Origin of the sequence: Pseudarthrobacter sp. NKDBFgelt, from assembly GCF_046097905.1 — a bacterium.
In the GTDB taxonomy this organism is placed as follows: Bacteria; Actinomycetota; Actinomycetes; order Actinomycetales; family Micrococcaceae; genus Arthrobacter; species Arthrobacter polychromogenes.
This window is the reverse complement of record NZ_JBJURL010000019.1, coordinates 1-15,210: the sequence shown is the minus strand read 5'-3', so window position 1 is coordinate 15,210 and position 15,210 is coordinate 1. Positions and strand designations below refer to the sequence as shown.

General features: G+C 61.2%; 22 protein-coding genes. 21 read left to right on the top strand and 1 reads right to left on the bottom strand.

Annotation, left to right across the window (positions count from 1 at the left end):
- The 4 genes from rpsG to ACKAE7_RS07290 all read left to right on the top strand — a co-directional run bounded on the left by rpsG (position 1) and on the right by ACKAE7_RS07290 (position 4,333).
- The gene (gene rpsG / locus ACKAE7_RS07305) at positions 1–471 is read left to right on the top strand and encodes a 30S ribosomal protein S7 (protein WP_026531948.1); all 471 of its coding nucleotides are present in this window, start codon (positions 1–3) and stop codon (positions 469–471) included.
- Between the two features lie 68 nt (positions 472–539).
- A complete protein-coding gene (gene fusA / locus ACKAE7_RS07300) occupies positions 540–2,654 on the top strand; it encodes an elongation factor G (protein ID WP_188809608.1) in 2,115 nt (704 codons plus the stop codon).
- A gap of 261 nt (positions 2,655–2,915) precedes the next feature.
- The gene (tuf, locus tag ACKAE7_RS07295; RefSeq protein WP_056334246.1) at positions 2,916–4,106 is read left to right on the top strand and encodes an elongation factor Tu; all 1,191 of its coding nucleotides are present in this window, start codon (positions 2,916–2,918) and stop codon (positions 4,104–4,106) included.
- A 101-nt stretch (positions 4,107–4,207) separates the two neighbouring features.
- Positions 4,208–4,333, top strand: a complete 126-nt coding sequence (locus ACKAE7_RS07290; RefSeq protein WP_146072886.1) for a protein BatD — start codon at positions 4,208–4,210, stop codon at positions 4,331–4,333.
- A 30-nt stretch (positions 4,334–4,363) separates the two neighbouring features.
- On the opposite strand, the gene ACKAE7_RS07285 is transcribed toward ACKAE7_RS07290, so the two are convergent.
- Positions 4,364–5,800, bottom strand: coding sequence for a GH1 family beta-glucosidase (locus tag ACKAE7_RS07285; protein WP_408978831.1), 1,437 nt, complete (start codon positions 5,798–5,800; stop codon positions 4,364–4,366).
- Positions 5,801–6,210: 410 nt separating this feature from the next.
- Between ACKAE7_RS07285 and rpsJ the strand changes: the two genes are divergently transcribed.
- The 17 genes from rpsJ to rplR all read left to right on the top strand — a co-directional run bounded on the left by rpsJ (position 6,211) and on the right by rplR (position 15,064).
- Positions 6,211–6,519 carry a 30S ribosomal protein S10 gene (gene rpsJ, locus ACKAE7_RS07280; protein ID WP_003803825.1) on the top strand — a complete coding sequence of 103 codons (309 nt, stop codon included), beginning with the start codon at positions 6,211–6,213 and terminating at the stop codon, positions 6,517–6,519.
- Between the two features lie 17 nt (positions 6,520–6,536).
- A complete protein-coding gene (gene rplC / locus ACKAE7_RS07275; protein WP_013601833.1) occupies positions 6,537–7,187 on the top strand; it encodes a 50S ribosomal protein L3 in 651 nt (216 codons plus the stop codon).
- A gap of 4 nt (positions 7,188–7,191) precedes the next feature.
- Positions 7,192–7,815: a 50S ribosomal protein L4 gene (gene rplD, locus ACKAE7_RS07270; protein WP_066277873.1), complete on the top strand. Its 624-nt coding sequence runs from the start codon at positions 7,192–7,194 to the stop codon at positions 7,813–7,815.
- Entirely contained in the window at positions 7,812–8,117 is a 306-nt protein-coding gene (gene rplW / locus ACKAE7_RS07265; protein ID WP_102975110.1) for a 50S ribosomal protein L23, read from the top strand. Before rplD ends, rplW begins: the two co-directional genes overlap by 4 nt.
- A gap of 29 nt (positions 8,118–8,146) precedes the next feature.
- On the top strand, positions 8,147–8,986 hold the full coding sequence (gene rplB, locus ACKAE7_RS07260; protein WP_066277871.1) for a 50S ribosomal protein L2: 840 nt from the start codon (positions 8,147–8,149) through the stop codon (positions 8,984–8,986).
- Between the two features lie 12 nt (positions 8,987–8,998).
- Positions 8,999–9,280, top strand: coding sequence for a 30S ribosomal protein S19 (gene rpsS, locus ACKAE7_RS07255; protein WP_003803803.1), 282 nt, complete (start codon positions 8,999–9,001; stop codon positions 9,278–9,280).
- A 38-nt stretch (positions 9,281–9,318) separates the two neighbouring features.
- Positions 9,319–9,684 carry a 50S ribosomal protein L22 gene (rplV, locus tag ACKAE7_RS07250; protein ID WP_009358304.1) on the top strand — a complete coding sequence of 122 codons (366 nt, stop codon included), beginning with the start codon at positions 9,319–9,321 and terminating at the stop codon, positions 9,682–9,684.
- Complete coding sequence (gene rpsC, locus ACKAE7_RS07245; protein ID WP_104184333.1) at positions 9,685–10,521, top strand: 30S ribosomal protein S3; 837 nt, start codon at positions 9,685–9,687, stop codon at positions 10,519–10,521.
- Positions 10,522–10,938: a 50S ribosomal protein L16 gene (gene rplP / locus ACKAE7_RS07240; RefSeq protein WP_013601829.1), complete on the top strand. Its 417-nt coding sequence runs from the start codon at positions 10,522–10,524 to the stop codon at positions 10,936–10,938.
- 2 nt (positions 10,939–10,940) lie between these two features.
- A complete protein-coding gene (rpmC, locus tag ACKAE7_RS07235) occupies positions 10,941–11,285 on the top strand; it encodes a 50S ribosomal protein L29 (protein WP_066277868.1) in 345 nt (114 codons plus the stop codon).
- Positions 11,282–11,587: a 30S ribosomal protein S17 gene (gene rpsQ / locus ACKAE7_RS07230; RefSeq protein ID WP_013601827.1), complete on the top strand. Its 306-nt coding sequence runs from the start codon at positions 11,282–11,284 to the stop codon at positions 11,585–11,587. The genes rpmC and rpsQ overlap by 4 nt, the downstream gene beginning before the upstream one ends.
- 727 nt (positions 11,588–12,314) lie before the next feature.
- Positions 12,315–12,683 carry a 50S ribosomal protein L14 gene (gene rplN, locus ACKAE7_RS07225; RefSeq protein WP_009358299.1) on the top strand — a complete coding sequence of 123 codons (369 nt, stop codon included), beginning with the start codon at positions 12,315–12,317 and terminating at the stop codon, positions 12,681–12,683.
- Between the two features lie 3 nt (positions 12,684–12,686).
- On the top strand, positions 12,687–13,049 hold the full coding sequence (rplX, locus tag ACKAE7_RS07220) for a 50S ribosomal protein L24 (RefSeq protein ID WP_188809610.1): 363 nt from the start codon (positions 12,687–12,689) through the stop codon (positions 13,047–13,049).
- On the top strand, positions 13,049–13,630 hold the full coding sequence (gene rplE / locus ACKAE7_RS07215; RefSeq protein WP_102975105.1) for a 50S ribosomal protein L5: 582 nt from the start codon (positions 13,049–13,051) through the stop codon (positions 13,628–13,630). Before rplX ends, rplE begins: the two co-directional genes overlap by 1 nt.
- A 94-nt stretch (positions 13,631–13,724) precedes the next feature.
- Positions 13,725–14,123 carry a 30S ribosomal protein S8 gene (gene rpsH, locus ACKAE7_RS07210; RefSeq protein WP_041652213.1) on the top strand — a complete coding sequence of 133 codons (399 nt, stop codon included), beginning with the start codon at positions 13,725–13,727 and terminating at the stop codon, positions 14,121–14,123.
- Between the two features lie 18 nt (positions 14,124–14,141).
- Positions 14,142–14,678 carry a 50S ribosomal protein L6 gene (gene rplF / locus ACKAE7_RS07205; RefSeq protein WP_066277860.1) on the top strand — a complete coding sequence of 179 codons (537 nt, stop codon included), beginning with the start codon at positions 14,142–14,144 and terminating at the stop codon, positions 14,676–14,678.
- A 2-nt stretch (positions 14,679–14,680) separates the two neighbouring features.
- Complete coding sequence (gene rplR / locus ACKAE7_RS07200; RefSeq protein ID WP_079596676.1) at positions 14,681–15,064, top strand: 50S ribosomal protein L18; 384 nt, start codon at positions 14,681–14,683, stop codon at positions 15,062–15,064.
- Positions 15,065–15,210: the final 146 nt, after the last annotated feature.

The following is a 15,210-nucleotide window of genomic DNA, read 5'->3' as shown; positions in this document are numbered from 1 at the left end:
ATGCCTCGCAAGGGTCCGGCCCCCAAGCGGCCGCTCGTACTAGATCCCGTTTACGGCTCCCCGCTGGTCACCCAGCTCATTAACAAGGTGCTCGTTGACGGCAAGAAGTCCACGGCAGAGCGCATCGTCTACGGTGCCCTCGAAGGCGCCCGCGCCAAGTCCGGCGGCGACCCCGTAGCAGCCCTCAAGAAGGCCATGGACAACGTCAAGCCTTCCCTCGAGGTCCGTTCACGCCGCGTCGGTGGCGCCACTTACCAGGTTCCGGTTGAGGTCAAGCCGGGCCGCTCCACGGCCCTCGCGCTGCGCTGGCTGGTTGGCTACTCAAAGGCCCGCCGCGAAAAGACGATGACCGAGCGCCTCCAGAACGAAATCCTGGATGCATCCAACGGTCTCGGTGCCGCTGTGAAGCGTCGCGAAGACACCCACAAGATGGCCGAGTCCAACAAGGCCTTCGCACACTACCGCTGGTAATACTCCCGGGCGCCGCCGGCTCAACCGAGCCGGCGGCGAACGCGTAGTCAATCCCAAAAGGAGACCCCGTGGCACAGGACGTGCTTACCGACCTTAGTAAGGTCCGCAACATCGGCATCATGGCCCACATTGATGCCGGCAAGACCACCACAACCGAGCGCATCCTGTTCTACACGGGTGTGAACCACAAGATCGGCGAAACGCACGACGGCGCTTCGACCACTGACTGGATGGAACAGGAAAAGGAACGCGGCATCACCATCACGTCTGCCGCCGTGACCTGCTTCTGGGAAAACAACCAGATCAACATCATCGACACCCCCGGCCACGTTGACTTCACCGTTGAGGTTGAGCGCTCACTGCGCGTCCTCGATGGTGCCGTCGCCGTCTTCGATGGCAAGGAAGGCGTCGAGCCGCAGTCCGAGACCGTATGGCGCCAGGCTGACAAGTACAACGTTCCGCGTATCTGCTTCGTCAACAAGATGGACAAGCTGGGCGCTGACTTCTACTTCACCGTAGACACCATCATCAGCCGCCTGGGCGCCAAGCCGCTGGTCATGCAGCTGCCCATTGGTGCAGAGAACGACTTCATCGGCGTAGTAGACCTCCTCTACATGCGTGCCCTCGTGTGGCCCGGCGATGCCAAGGGTGACGTGACCATGGGTGCGAAGTACGAGATCCGTGAGATCCCGGCTGACCTTCAGGAAAAGGCCGAGGAGTACCGTGCAGCCCTCGTTGAGGCCGTTGCAGAGTCCTCCGAAGAGCTCATGGACAAGTACCTTGAGGGCGAAGAGATCTCGATCGATGAGCTCAAGGCCGGCATCCGCAAGATGACGATCAACTCTGAGCTCTACCCCATCTTCTGTGGTTCAGCCTTCAAGAACCGTGGTGTTCAGCCGATGCTCGACGCGGTCGTGGACTACCTGCCGAACCCGCTCGACGTCCCGCCGATGATCGGTCACGATCCTCGCGACGAAGAAAAGGAATTGACCCGCAAGCCGTCCTCGGAAGAGCCGTTCTCGGCCCTCGCGTTCAAGATTGCAGCGCACCCGTTCTTCGGCCAGCTCACCTTCATCCGCGTGTACTCCGGTCACGTGGAAGCGGGCGCCCAGGTGGTCAACTCCACCAAGGGCAAGAAGGAGCGCATCGGCAAGCTGTTCCAGATGCACGCCAACAAGGAAATGCCCGTTGAGGGCGCTACCGCCGGCCACATCTACGCAGCCATCGGTCTGAAGGACACCACAACGGGTGACACCCTGTGCGACTCCGCCAACCAGATCGTTCTGGAGTCCATGAGCTTCCCCGAGCCCGTGATCTCGGTTGCCATCGAGCCCAACACCAAGGGTGACCAGGAGAAGCTCTCCACGGCCATCCAGAAGCTCTCCGCTGAGGACCCCACCTTCCAGGTGTCCCTTAACGAAGACACCGGCCAGACCATCATCGCCGGCATGGGCGAGCTCCACCTGGACATCCTGGTGGACCGCATGCGCCGCGAATTCAAGGTGGAGGCCAACGTTGGCAAGCCGCAGGTTGCCTACCGCGAGACCATCAAGCGTGCTGTAGAGCGTCACGACTACACGCACAAGAAGCAGACCGGTGGTTCGGGCCAGTTCGCAAAGATCCAGATTGCGATCGAGCCGCTGGACACCGCCGAGGGCGAGCTGTACGAGTTCGAGAACAAGGTCACCGGTGGCCGCGTTCCCCGCGAGTACATCCCGTCGGTTGACGCCGGTATCCAGGATGCGCTGAACGACGGCGTCCTGGCCGGTTACCCGGTTGTCGGCATCAAGGCCACGCTGATTGACGGCGCGTACCACGATGTTGACTCCTCGGAAATGGCGTTCAAGATCGCCGGCCGTATGGCTTTCAAGGAAGCTGCACGCAAGGCGAACCCGGTCCTGCTCGAACCGCTGATGGATGTCGAGGTCCGCACCCCTGAGGAATACATGGGTGAAGTTATCGGTGACATCAACTCCCGCCGTGGCCAGATGCAGTCCATGGAAGATGCACAGGGCGTCAAGGTCATTCGTGCGCACGTTCCGCTGTCCGGCATGTTCGGCTACATCGGTGACCTGCGCTCGAAGACCCAGGGCCGCGCTGTGTACTCCATGACGTTCAACAGCTACGCAGAGGTCCCGAAGGCAGTTGCCGACGAGATCATTCAGAAGACCCGCGGCGAATAGTCCTTTCGGACCTTCGCAGCGAACAACCTCGGGTGCGCTTTTCGATTCCGGAAAGCACAGCCGGTGCAGGTGGCCAGGCCGGTCGGATTCATCCGGCCAAGCTGGCTTGGCCGTCTGCACGAACAGGCTCAAGAGACTAGTATTAGTTCCTGAATCTGCAATTTCACCAATCCAAAGCCCCCCAAGTAGACTTACCTGAGTTTCCGCCGCGACAAGCGCGGCTGAAGGGTATGTCATTTGAAAACGTTCTAGGAGGAACCTGTGGCAAAGGCAAAGTTCGAGCGGACTAAGCCGCACGTTAACATCGGCACCATTGGTCACGTTGACCACGGTAAGACGACGTTGACGGCCGCGATTTCCAAGGTGCTGTACGACAAGTACCCGGATCTCAACGAGAAGCGCGACTTCGCGTCAATCGACTCTGCTCCCGAAGAGCGTCAGCGTGGCATTACCATCAACATCTCCCACGTGGAGTACCAGACCGAAAAGCGTCACTACGCACACGTAGACGCCCCGGGTCACGCTGACTACATCAAGAACATGATCACCGGTGCTGCCCAGATGGACGGCGCTATCCTCGTGGTCGCCGCTACTGACGGCCCCATGGCTCAGACCCGCGAGCACGTTCTGCTCGCCCGCCAGGTTGGTGTTCCCTACCTGCTGGTCGCGCTGAACAAGGCCGACATGGTTGACGATGAGGAACTGCTGGACCTCGTTGAAATGGAAGTTCGTGAGCTCCTGAGCTCGCAGGGCTTCGATGGTGACGAAGCACCCGTGGTTCGCGTTTCCGGCCTCAAGGCCCTGGAAGGCGACCCCGAGTGGGTCAAGTCCGTTGAGGACCTGATGGCCGCTGTTGACGAGTCCGTTCCGGACCCCGTACGCGACCGCGACAAGCCGTTCCTGATGCCGATCGAGGACGTCTTCACCATCACCGGCCGTGGCACCGTTGTTACGGGCCGCGCCGAGCGTGGAACCCTCGCCATCAACTCCGAGGTCGAGATCGTTGGCATCCGCCCGGTCCAGAAGACCACGGTTACCGGTATCGAGATGTTCCACAAGCAGCTCGACGAAGCATGGGCCGGCGAGAACTGTGGCCTCCTGCTCCGCGGTCTGAAGCGCGACGATGTCGAGCGTGGCCAGGTTGTCGTCAAGCCGGGTTCCATCACCCCGCACACCGACTTCGAGGCCAACGTCTACATCCTCTCCAAGGACGAAGGCGGACGTCACAACCCGTTCTACTCCAACTACCGCCCGCAGTTCTACTTCCGTACCACGGACGTAACCGGCGTTATCACCCTGCCCGAGGGCACGGAAATGGTTATGCCTGGCGACAACACTGAGATGACCGTTGCGCTCATCCAGCCGATCGCAATGGAAGAGGGCCTCGGCTTCGCAATCCGCGAAGGCGGCCGCACCGTTGGTTCAGGACGCGTTACCAAGATCATCAAGTAATTCTTGTTGAACTGACGAACAGCCCCGCTGCTACTGCAGCGGGGCTGTTCTTTTAGGTTAATGCGTCCCTGATACTGTTGCTGGACCGAAAGGAGTTCATCATGGGCTGGCTTATTTTCCTCATCATCGCAGTTGCCGTCGTCGCAGGTGTGTTCTGGGCCAAGAAACACTTCCGCAACGAGATCGATCGCGCCAAGCGAATCAACCGGGCAAACAAGAACCTTTAGCCACTACCGCGGCAGGCTGGAACACACGGGCTACGCGCCCTTGGCTTTCCGCGCCCGGCTGAGTGCCTGGTACCAGTAGAAGGACTGTTTTGGGGTCCTCTCCTGCGTCTCAAAGTCAACATGGATTAACCCGAATCGTTGGGAGTACCCTGCTGCCCATTCGAAGTTGTCCATCAGGGTCCACACGTAGTAGCCGCGCAGGTCCACGCCGGCGGCGATCCCGCCGGGAGCTGTGGCGTCGAGGGCGGCGCCCAGATGCGTCGCCAGGTACGTAACCCGTTCCTCGTCCGCCAGGGTTCCCGAAACGGTATCCGGTTCAGGAAAGCTGGCGCCGCCCTCGGTGATGTACACCGGGGGGAGTGCCTGGCCGTAGCGGTCGTGAAGTTCCTTCAGCAGGACGCCCAGATGGTCCGGGGCCACCGGCCACCCGAACCCGGTGCTGCTGTATTCCGGATAGCCCACCTCATGGAACGGCAGCCTTGCCACCGCTTTATGCACATCTGCGGGAATTGACGCAGACCCTCGACCGAGGGCGACCTTCACCGGGAAATAGTAGTTAAGGCCGTAGAAATCCAGGGGCTGGTGGATGGTGCGCAGGTCGGCGTCTGAGATTTTCCCGATGGACCGAAGCCAGGGTTTGGCATACAGGGGGAGGGCAGGGTACCGCCCCAGGAGCACCGGATCTGCATAGATTCTGTTCATGAGCAGGTCATAGAGGTGCGCCACCAGCCGGTCGCCGATCTTTCGGGTTGCCGGCCGGACGGGGGCATGCAGGTTGGTGACGCCGATACCGCCGGACACCCCGGCGGCGCGCAGGGCCTGCGCGCCAAGTCCGTGTGCCAGCAACTGGTGGTGGATGGAGGGGAGGGCATCGAACATCAGCGCATGTCCGGGAGCATGGACGCCTAGGGCATAGCCGTTCAGGGTCACGGAGACCGGTTCATTCAGAGTGACCCACTGCGCAACGCGGTCCCCGAAACGCTCGCCCGCCGCACTGGCGTATTCGCCAAAGCGCTCGGCCGTCTCGCGGTTCAGCCAGCCGCCGCGGTGTTCCAGCGGCAGCGGCGTGTCCCAATGGTAAAGAGTGGCCATGGGGGAGACCCCGGCCGCGAGGAGCTGATCGAGCAGCCTGTCGTAGAAGTCCAGGCCCTCCTTGTTGAAGGTCCCCCGCCCGTCTGGCTGGATCCGTGGCCAGGACAGCGAAAAGCGGTAGGAGTCCACGCCGAGGTCCTGGAGCAGCGCAACGTCCTCCGGCAACCTGTTGTAGTGGTCGCACGCGACGGCGGGGGAGTGCCCGTCCATGATGGTCCCGGGCTTCTCGGCGAAGGCGTCCCAGCCCGAGGGGCCGCGGCCGCCGTCGGTCAGTGCTCCTTCAATCTGGAAGGCCGCTGCCGCAACCCCCAGGGTGAACGACGGCGGCATGCGGTTCGCCAGTTCGGTCGCCGATTCGGTGCTTTCCAGAGTCATTCCCCTATCATCCATTCGGAAATGTCCGTGGGCAATGGTGCTGGCAGGGCAATGGCTAGGACGTTTCAGAAGCGACGGATTCGCTTCTGGCCATAAATTCCGGCATACTAGATGAGTTGTTCAAGCGCTTCTTCGTGTCCCGATCCGGATAATGCCGGGTGTCAGGGTCCAAGTAGAAGACCAAACATAACCCACTCCCCATGGATAGCGGATTTGTATGCGTGAAAAGCGCGACACGCCCGACCGCGGGGGTCGGTTGCGCCGGCAAGGTGAGGAACCCGGATTCATCCGGATTCAGTTTGTGCGGCGGGTGGTAGTTACGACTTCAAATGCTTCGGCAGCCATACAACGAGAAATGAACAGGGCAGCCCTAACCAGGGGAAGCACAGACTGAAAGAGAGTCAGGCGACATGGCGGGACAAAAAATCCGCATCCGGCTGAAGTCATACGACCACGAGGTCATTGACGTTTCAGCACGGAAGATCGTTGAGACGGTCACGCGCGCAGGCGCAACGGTAGTGGGCCCCGTGCCGCTGCCTACGGAGAAGAACGTGTACTGCGTGATCCGCTCTCCGCACAAGTACAAGGACAGCCGCGAGCACTTTGAAATGCGCACGCACAAGCGTCTTATCGACATCATCGATCCCACGCCGAAGGCTGTTGACTCGCTTATGCGTCTCGACCTGCCGGCTGACGTGAACATCGAAATCAAGCTGTAGGGAGGTGCTGAGAGACTATGACCGCAACCCGTAACGTAAAGGGCCTGCTGGGCACGAAGCTCGGCATGACCCAGGTCTGGGACGAGAACAACAAGCTCATCCCCGTCACTGTGGTCCAGGCAGATTCGAACGTCATCACCCAGCTGCGCAACGCAGAAGCTGATGGCTACGTCGCCGTTCAGATCGGCTACGGCCAGATCGATCCCCGCAAGGTCACCAAGCCGCTGGCTGGTCACTTTGAAAAGGCAGGCGTCACGCCTCGCCGCCACGTCGTCGAACTCCGTACCGCAGATGCTGCTGAGTACGAGCTGGGCCAGGAGCTCTCCGTAGAGGTCTTCGAAGCCGGCCAGAAGATCGACGTCATCGGCACCACCAAGGGTAAGGGCTTCGCCGGTGTTATGAAGCGTCACGGCTTCCACGGCGTTGGAGCTTCCCACGGTGCCCACAAGAACCACCGTAAGCCCGGTTCAATCGGTGGCGCATCCACCCCGAGCCGCGTCTTCAAGGGCATGAAAATGGCCGGCCGCATGGGCGCCGTTCGTCACACCACGCTGAACCTCACGGTCCACGCGGTTGACGTCGAGAAGTCGCTGCTCCTTATCAAGGGTGCCGTCCCCGGCGCCCGCGGCCAGGTCGTCCTCGTACGCACCGCCGTGAAGGGAGCCTAGTTCAATGGCTAACACTGTCCAGGTTGACCTGCCTGCAGAGATCTTCGACGTTCAGACCAACGTGCCGCTGCTGCACCAGGTTGTCGTTGCCCAGCTCGCTGCTGCTCGCCAGGGTACCCACAAGACCAAGACCCGCGCTGAAGTTTCCGGTGCAGGACGCAAGCCGTTCAAGCAGAAGGGCACCGGCCGCGCCCGTCAGGGTTCCATCCGTGCTCCTCACATGACCGGTGGTGGCGTTGTCCACGGTCCCACCCCGCGTGACTACAGCCAGCGCACCCCCAAGAAGATGATTGCTGCTGCATTGCGCGGCGCACTGTCTGACCGGGCGCGCAACGGACGCATCCACGTTGTCGCCGAACTGGTTGAAGGCACTAAGCCCTCCGCCAAGGCCGCACTGGCAGCGCTGCGCGGCGTTTCCGACCGCAAGAACCTGCTGGTCGTCATCGAGCGCGCCAACGATGTTGCCGCACTGTCCGTGCGCAACCTCGCCGGTGTTCACGTTCTGTACGCAGACCAGCTGAACACCTACGACGTTCTCGTCTCCGATGACGTTGTCTTCACCAAGGCTGCCTACGACGCATTCGTTGCCGGCAAGGCAGTGGCAAAGAACGAGGAGGATGCCAAGTGAGTGCAGCCACCATCAAGGATCCCCGCGACGTCGTGCTTGCACCCGTCGTGTCGGAAAAGAGCTACGGCCTGATCGACGAGGGCAAGTACACCTTCCTGGTGGACCCCCGTTCGAACAAGACCGAGATCAAGCTGGCCGTGGAGAAAATCTTCTCCGTCAAGGTCGACTCGATCAACACCATCAACCGTGCCGGTAAGCGCAAGCGCACCAAATTCGGATGGGGTACCCGCAAGAACACCAAGCGTGCGATTGTCACCCTCAAAGAAGGCACCATCGACATCTTCGGCGGTCCGCTCTCGTAGCGGAGACCACTTTAACGAGGAAATAAATTATGGGAATCCGTAAATACAAGCCGACTACCCCGGGCCGTCGTGGCTCGAGCGTAGCGGACTTCACCGAAATCACGCGGTCGACGCCGGAAAAGTCGTTGGTACGTCCGCTGCCCAAGAAGGGCGGCCGTAACAACACCGGTAAGATCACCACCCGTCACAAGGGTGGCGGACACAAGCGCCAGTACCGTCTGATCGACTTCCGTCGCCACGACAAGGACGGCGTGGACGCCCGCGTTGCTGAAATTGAGTACGATCCGAACCGTACGGCTCGCATCGCCCTCCTGCACTACGTTGATGGCACCAAGCGTTACATCATCGCCCCGAACAAGCTGTCCCAGGGTGACTTCGTAGAGGCCGGCGCCAACGCTGACATCAAGCCTGGCAACAACCTGCCCCTGCGCAACATCCCCGTGGGTACCGTTATCCACGCAGTTGAACTGCGTCCGGGTGGCGGCGCCAAGATGGGCCGCTCCGCCGGCGCATCGATCCAGCTCGTTGCAAAGGAAGGCCGTTTCGCCCAGCTGCGTCTGCCTTCCGGCGAAATCCGCAACGTTGACGTGCGCTGCCGCGCAACCGTCGGCGAGGTCGGCAACGCCGAGCAGTCGAACATCAACTGGGGCAAGGCCGGCCGCATGCGCTGGAAGGGCGTCCGCCCGACCGTCCGTGGTGTCGCCATGAACCCGGTTGACCACCCGCACGGTGGTGGTGAGGGTAAGACGTCCGGTGGACGTAACCCCGTCAACCCCAACGGTCAGCGGGAAGGCCGCACCCGCCGCCCCAACAAAGAGAGCGACAAGCTTATTGTTCGTCGCCGTCGTACTGGCAAGAACAAGCGATAGGAGCCTGGACACATGCCACGCAGCCTGAAAAAAGGTCCTTTCGTCGACCAGCACCTCTTTGTGAAGGTAGCCAGGGAAAACGAAAAGGGCACCAAGAACGTCATCAAGACCTGGTCCCGCCGTTCGATGATCATCCCCGACATGCTCGGACACACGATCGCCGTACACGACGGACGCAAGCACATCCCGGTGTTTGTCACTGAGTCGATGGTCGGGCACAAGCTCGGCGAATTCGCTCCCACGCGGACATTCCGCGGCCATGTCAAGGACGACCGTAAGGGCAAGCGCCGCTAGGCGCCTGCACTTACGTCAAAGACGAGAGAAGGAAAGCAATGGAAGCCAAGGCAATTGCGCGCCACATCCGCGTAACGCCTATGAAGGCCCGGCGCGTCGTCAACCTTGTTCGTGGATTGCAAGCGAATGAGGCTCTGGCAATTCTGAAGTTTGCCCCCCAGGCAGCTTCAGAGCCGGTATTCAAGGTAGTACAGTCGGCAATCTCCAACGCCCGGGTCCTCGCGGACCGCGACGGCGTTGCGTTTGACGAAGGTGACCTCATCATCAGCGAAGCGTTTGTTGATGAAGGCCCGACCATGAAGCGGTTCCAGCCGCGTGCCCAGGGTCGCGCATTTCAGATCAAGAAGCGCACCAGCCACATCACCGTGGTAGTCGCTACCCCGGAGAAAGAGGAGGCTCGCTAAGTGGGACAGAAAGTAAACCCGCACGGGTTCCGACTCGGCATCACCACCGATCACGTATCGCACTGGTTCGCTGACAGCACCAAGGCCGGCCAGCGGTACAAGGACTTCGTTCGCGAAGACATCCGCATCCGCCAGCTCATGTCCACGGGCATGGAGCGCGCCGGTATCGCCAAGGTTGAGATCGAGCGCACCCGTGACCGCGTCCGCGTGGACATCCACACGGCCCGTCCCGGCATCGTCATCGGCCGCCGCGGAGCAGAAGCAGACCGCATCCGCGGCGAGCTCGAAAAGCTCACCGGCAAGCAGGTCCAGCTGAACATCCTCGAGGTCAAGAACCCCGAGATGGAAGCACAGCTTGTTGCCCAGGGCGTTGCTGAGCAGCTGACTTCACGTGTGGCATTCCGCCGCGCCATGAAGAAGGCCATGCAGTCCGCGCAGCGTGCAGGTGCCAAGGGCATCCGTATCGCCTGCTCGGGTCGACTGGGTGGCGCTGAAATGTCCCGCTCGGAGTTCTACCGCGAAGGCCGTGTGCCCCTGCACACCCTCCGTGCGAACATCGACTACGGCTTCTACGAAGCCAAGACCACCTTCGGCCGCATCGGTGTGAAGGTCTGGATCTACAAGGGTGACGTCACCGCCAAGGAACTGGCCCAGCAGGCCGCTTCCGCCCCGTCCCGTGGCCGCGGTCCCAGCGACCGTCCGGGCCGCCCGGGTGGCGCTGACCGTGGTGACCGCCGCCGTCGCAACGACCGCCCGGCCGCTGACGCAGCTCCTGCTGCCGAGGCGCCGGCAGCTGAGGCTGCACCTGCTGCAGCTGTAGAAGGAGGACAGGCTTAAATGCTTATCCCACGTCGAGTCAAGCACCGTAAGCAGCACCACCCGGGTCGTTCCGGCGCTGCTACGGGCGGCACCAAGGTCTCCTTCGGTGAGTACGGCATCCAGGCCCTGAGCCCGGCATACGTCACCAACCGTCAGATCGAGTCTGCCCGTATCGCGATGACCCGCCACATCAAGCGTGGCGGTAAGGTCTGGATCAACATTTACCCGGACCGTCCCCTGACCAAGAAGCCTGCCGAAACCCGCATGGGTTCCGGTAAGGGTTCACCGGAATGGTGGGTCGCAAACGTCAAGCCGGGCCGGGTTCTCTTCGAGATCTCCGGTGTCGAGGAATCGGTAGCCCGCGAGGCACTGCGCCTGGCAATCCACAAGCTCCCGTTGAAGGCACGCATTCTGCGTCGCGAAGGTGGTGAATAGAAATGGCAGTAGGATCCAAGGATCTGGCTCCCGCACAGCTGGACGGTTTCGACAACGAGCGTCTCGTTGAAGAACTCCGCAAGGCCAAGGAAGAGCTGTTCAACCTGCGTTTCCAGTCCGCCACCGGACAGCTGGAGAACCACGGTCGTCTGCGCGCGGTAAAGAAGGACATCGCCCGCATCTACACCGTTCTCCGTGAGCGCGAGCTGGGCATTCGTGCCGAGGTTGCCGCACCGGTTGTGGAAGCCAAGGAAGAAAAGAAGTCCAAGAAGGCAGCAACCAAGAAGGCCCCCAAGGCTGAAGCCCCCAAGGCTGAAACGGTTGAGACCGAGGAGGATGCCAAGTGAGTGAAAAGGACGAGAACGTGACGGAAACTGCTACCGCAGCCACGGCTGAGCAGCGCGGTTACCGCAAGACGCGTCGCGGCTACGTGGTCTCTGACAAGATGGAAAAGACCATCGTTGTCCAGGTTGAGGACCGCGTGAAGCACGCACTGTATGGCAAGGTCATCCGCCGTACCTCCAAGGTCAAGGCACACGATGAGAACAACACCGCCGGCATCGGCGACCTGGTTGTCATCGCCGAGACCCGTCCGCTGTCCGCCACCAAGAACTGGCGGCTCGTGGAAATCCTCGAGAAGGCCAAGTAGCACCTGCTGCTTCGGTAACCGGAAACCCCTGCTCCCTTTGGGAGCGGGGGTTTCCGCGTTAACCGGGGGAGTGCGTAGTCGGGATGTCGTCCTGGGTCCGTCACGCCGGGCAGGCTCTTGCTGAAGGCACGACGGCGGCGCCGCTTCTTTGCGGGCGAGCGTCGCCTGTGGCGCGCCGAAAGGCTGCCGTGCGTGACGCCGTCGTTCCCTCCCCAGACGCTCTCTCACTTAACGCCGGCTTTTCCAGGACGCTCTCTCACCTTTCGCACAAAAGTGATAGAGCGTCGGCGGAAAAGGGCCTTTAAGTGAGAGAGCGTCCGACGGCGGCGGGGCGGGTCCGCGGGCCGCGGAACCCGGGTGGGCCAGGAGGCAGCGTGCCTGACGCCATCGGGGGTGCTGCAGGGGAGGTAACGAGGGTTGGCGGTGTTGCGGGGGAGGGCTGCCGGTGATATGGGGACTGGCCCGAACTGTGCTAGGATATTGAGTTTGTATGGCGCCTTTTGTGCGCGGTCATCAACCTCGTAAACAAGCGTGCCACGGCATAGTGCCCCCTTGCGCCCAGGAGCAGTCCTGGACCGGATGGGAGCAACTGCTTCTGGCACGGGAGTTTAGGCCTGGTCTGGCAAAATCCAGGCAGGTCAAGAGACACCCCGATCAACCGTTCCGCAAGGCTCATTCCGTAGGAAGATTTTCGGTCTGAGAACCGGCGCGACGCAAGGAGTAAATAGTGATTCAGCAGGAGTCGCGACTCAAGGTCGCCGACAACACGGGTGCTAAGGAAATCCTTACCATTCGCGTTCTCGGTGGATCTGGCCGTCGCTACGCAGGCATCGGTGACGTCATTGTCGCCACCGTCAAGGATGCAATCCCGGGCGGCAACGTAAAGAAGGGCGATGTTGTCAAGGCAGTCATCGTCCGTACCAAGAAGGAACGCCGCCGTGCGGATGGTTCCTACATCAAGTTTGACGAGAACGCAGCTGTGATCCTGAAGGGTGACGGTGACCCCCGCGGTACCCGTATCTTCGGACCGGTTGGTCGTGAACTCCGTGACAAGAAGTTCATGAAGATCGTTTCTCTGGCTCCGGAGGTGCTCTAGTCCATGGCTGCAAAGATCAAGAAGGGTGACCTGGTTCAGGTCATCACTGGCGCCAAGGCTGAGCGCGGCGGCGACCGCGGCAAGCAGGGCAAGGTCCTGCGCGTCTTCACCGACACCAACCGCGTGTTGGTTGAAGGCATCAACCGCGTAACCAAGCACACCAAGGTCGGTCAGTCGCAGCGCGGCACCAAGACCGGTGGCATCGAGGTTGTTGAAGCCCCGATCCACATCTCCAACGTGGCTCTGGTTGACCCGTCCACCAAGAAGCCCACCCGCGTTGGCTTCCGCACTGAAACCGTTGAGCGTAACGGCAAGAAGCGCGAAGTCCGCATCCGCGTGGCCAAGAGCTCAGGGAAGGACATCTAATGACTGAGACTCTCGAGACTCCGGCAACGAAGATCGTTCCTCGTCTGAAGACCAAGTACGCCGAATCCATCAAGAGCACGCTCATTGAGGAATTCAAGTACCAGAACGTCAACCAGGTTCCCCGCCTCGTGAAGGTCGTTGTGAACATGGGTGTTGGAGATGCCGCCAAGGACTCCAAGCTGATCGACGGCGCTGTCCGCGACCTCACCCAGATCACCGGCCAGAAGCCGCAGGTAACCAAGGCCCGCAAGTCGATCGCACAGTTCAAGCTGCGCGAAGGCATGCCCATCGGTGCACACGCTACCCTGCGTGGCGACCGCATGTGGGAATTCCTGGATCGTCTTGTCACCCTGGCACTGCCCCGTATCCGCGACTTCCGCGGACTCTCCGGCAAGCAGTTCGATGGCAACGGCAACTACACCTTCGGTCTGACCGAGCAGGTTATGTTCCACGAAATCGACCAGGACAAGATCGACCGCGTCCGCGGTATGGACATCACGGTTGTTACCACTGCCAAGACCGATGACGAAGGCCGTGCGCTGCTCAAGGCGCTTGGTTTCCCGTTCAAGGCCGAAGACTAATCTAACTACGTAAAAGGTCCGGCGGCATGGCTTCTGACTCCGGTCAGGAAAGCAGCACCGCGGAAACCGTTACGAGGAAGGGCACGAGCCCACCATGACAATGACAGATCCTGTCGCAGACATGCTTACGCGTCTGCGCAATGCAAACTCGGCATACCACGACACCGTGACCATGCCGTACAGCAAGCTCAAGGCACGCGTTGCCGACATCCTCAAGGCTGAAGGCTTCATTGCCGGCTGGAAGGAAGAGGACGCTGAGGTTGGCAAGAAGCTGACCATCGAGCTCAAGTTCGGACCGAACCGCGAGCGTTCAATCGCTGGCGTTCGCCGTATCTCCAAGCCGGGCCTGCGTGTTTACGCAAAGTCCACCAACCTGCCGCACGTGCTCGGTGGCCTGGGTGTCGCAATCCTGTCCACCTCTTCCGGCCTCCTGACTGACAAGCAGGCCGGCAAGAAGGGCGTGGGCGGCGAAGTCCTCGCGTACGTCTGGTAACGGGAAAGGAAGAGAATAATGTCACGTATTGGACGTCTCCCCATCACCGTTCCTGCCGGCGTTGAGGTCAAGGTTGACGGCTCTGTCGTCAGCGTCAAGGGCACCAAGGGCGAGCTGAACCACACTGTGGCCAGCCCGATCGAGGTAAGCCTGGATGCAGACACCCTGACCGTCGCCCGCCCGAACGACGAGCGCGCCTCCCGTTCACTCCACGGCCTGACCCGCACCCTGATCTCCAACATGATCGAGGGCGTTACCAAGGGCTACGAGAAGAAGCTTGAAATCGTTGGTACCGGTTACCGCGTTCAGGCCAAGGGATCCGACCTGGAGTTCGCTCTTGGTTACAGCCACCCGGTCAGCGTCACCGCCCCGGACGGCATCACCTTTGCAGTTGAGACCCCGACCAAGCTCTCTGTTTCAGGTATCAACAAGCAGCAGGTCGGCGAGGTTGCTGCCAACATTCGCAAGCTGCGGAAGCCGGACCCCTACAAGGGCAAGGGCATCCGTTACGCCGGCGAAGTCATCCGCCGCAAGGTCGGAAAGGCTGGTAAGTAACCATGGCCATCTCAATTAACAAGAAGCGTACGAACAAGAGCAAGTCTGCTTCGCGCAGCCGCCGCCAGCTTCGTATCCGTAAGCGCATCTCAGGTACGGCTGTACGTCCGCGTCTGGTCGTCAACCGTTCAGCACGCCACGTATTCGTCCAGGTTGTCGATGACACCAAGGGCCTGACCGTAGCGAGCGCCTCCACTCTGGAAGCCGACCTTCGTGCATTCGACGGCGACAAGACCGCCAAGGCCAAGCGCGTTGGCGAACTGGTTGCCGAGCGTGCCAAGGCTGCCGGTATCGAAGCTGTTGTCTTCGACCGCGGTGGTAACAAGTACCACGGCCGGATCGCCGCCGTCGCTGACGGTGCACGTGAAGGTGGGCTGTCACTGTGACGGAAGCAAACAAGGAAAAGGACACTGTGTCTGCAGATCAGAAGGCTACTGAAGCCACAGCTGCCGCTGAGACCACTGCCCCCGCAGCTGCCGACGACCGCCGTGGCGGCGCTCGTCGCGGCGAGCGTGGCGACCGTGGCCAGGGC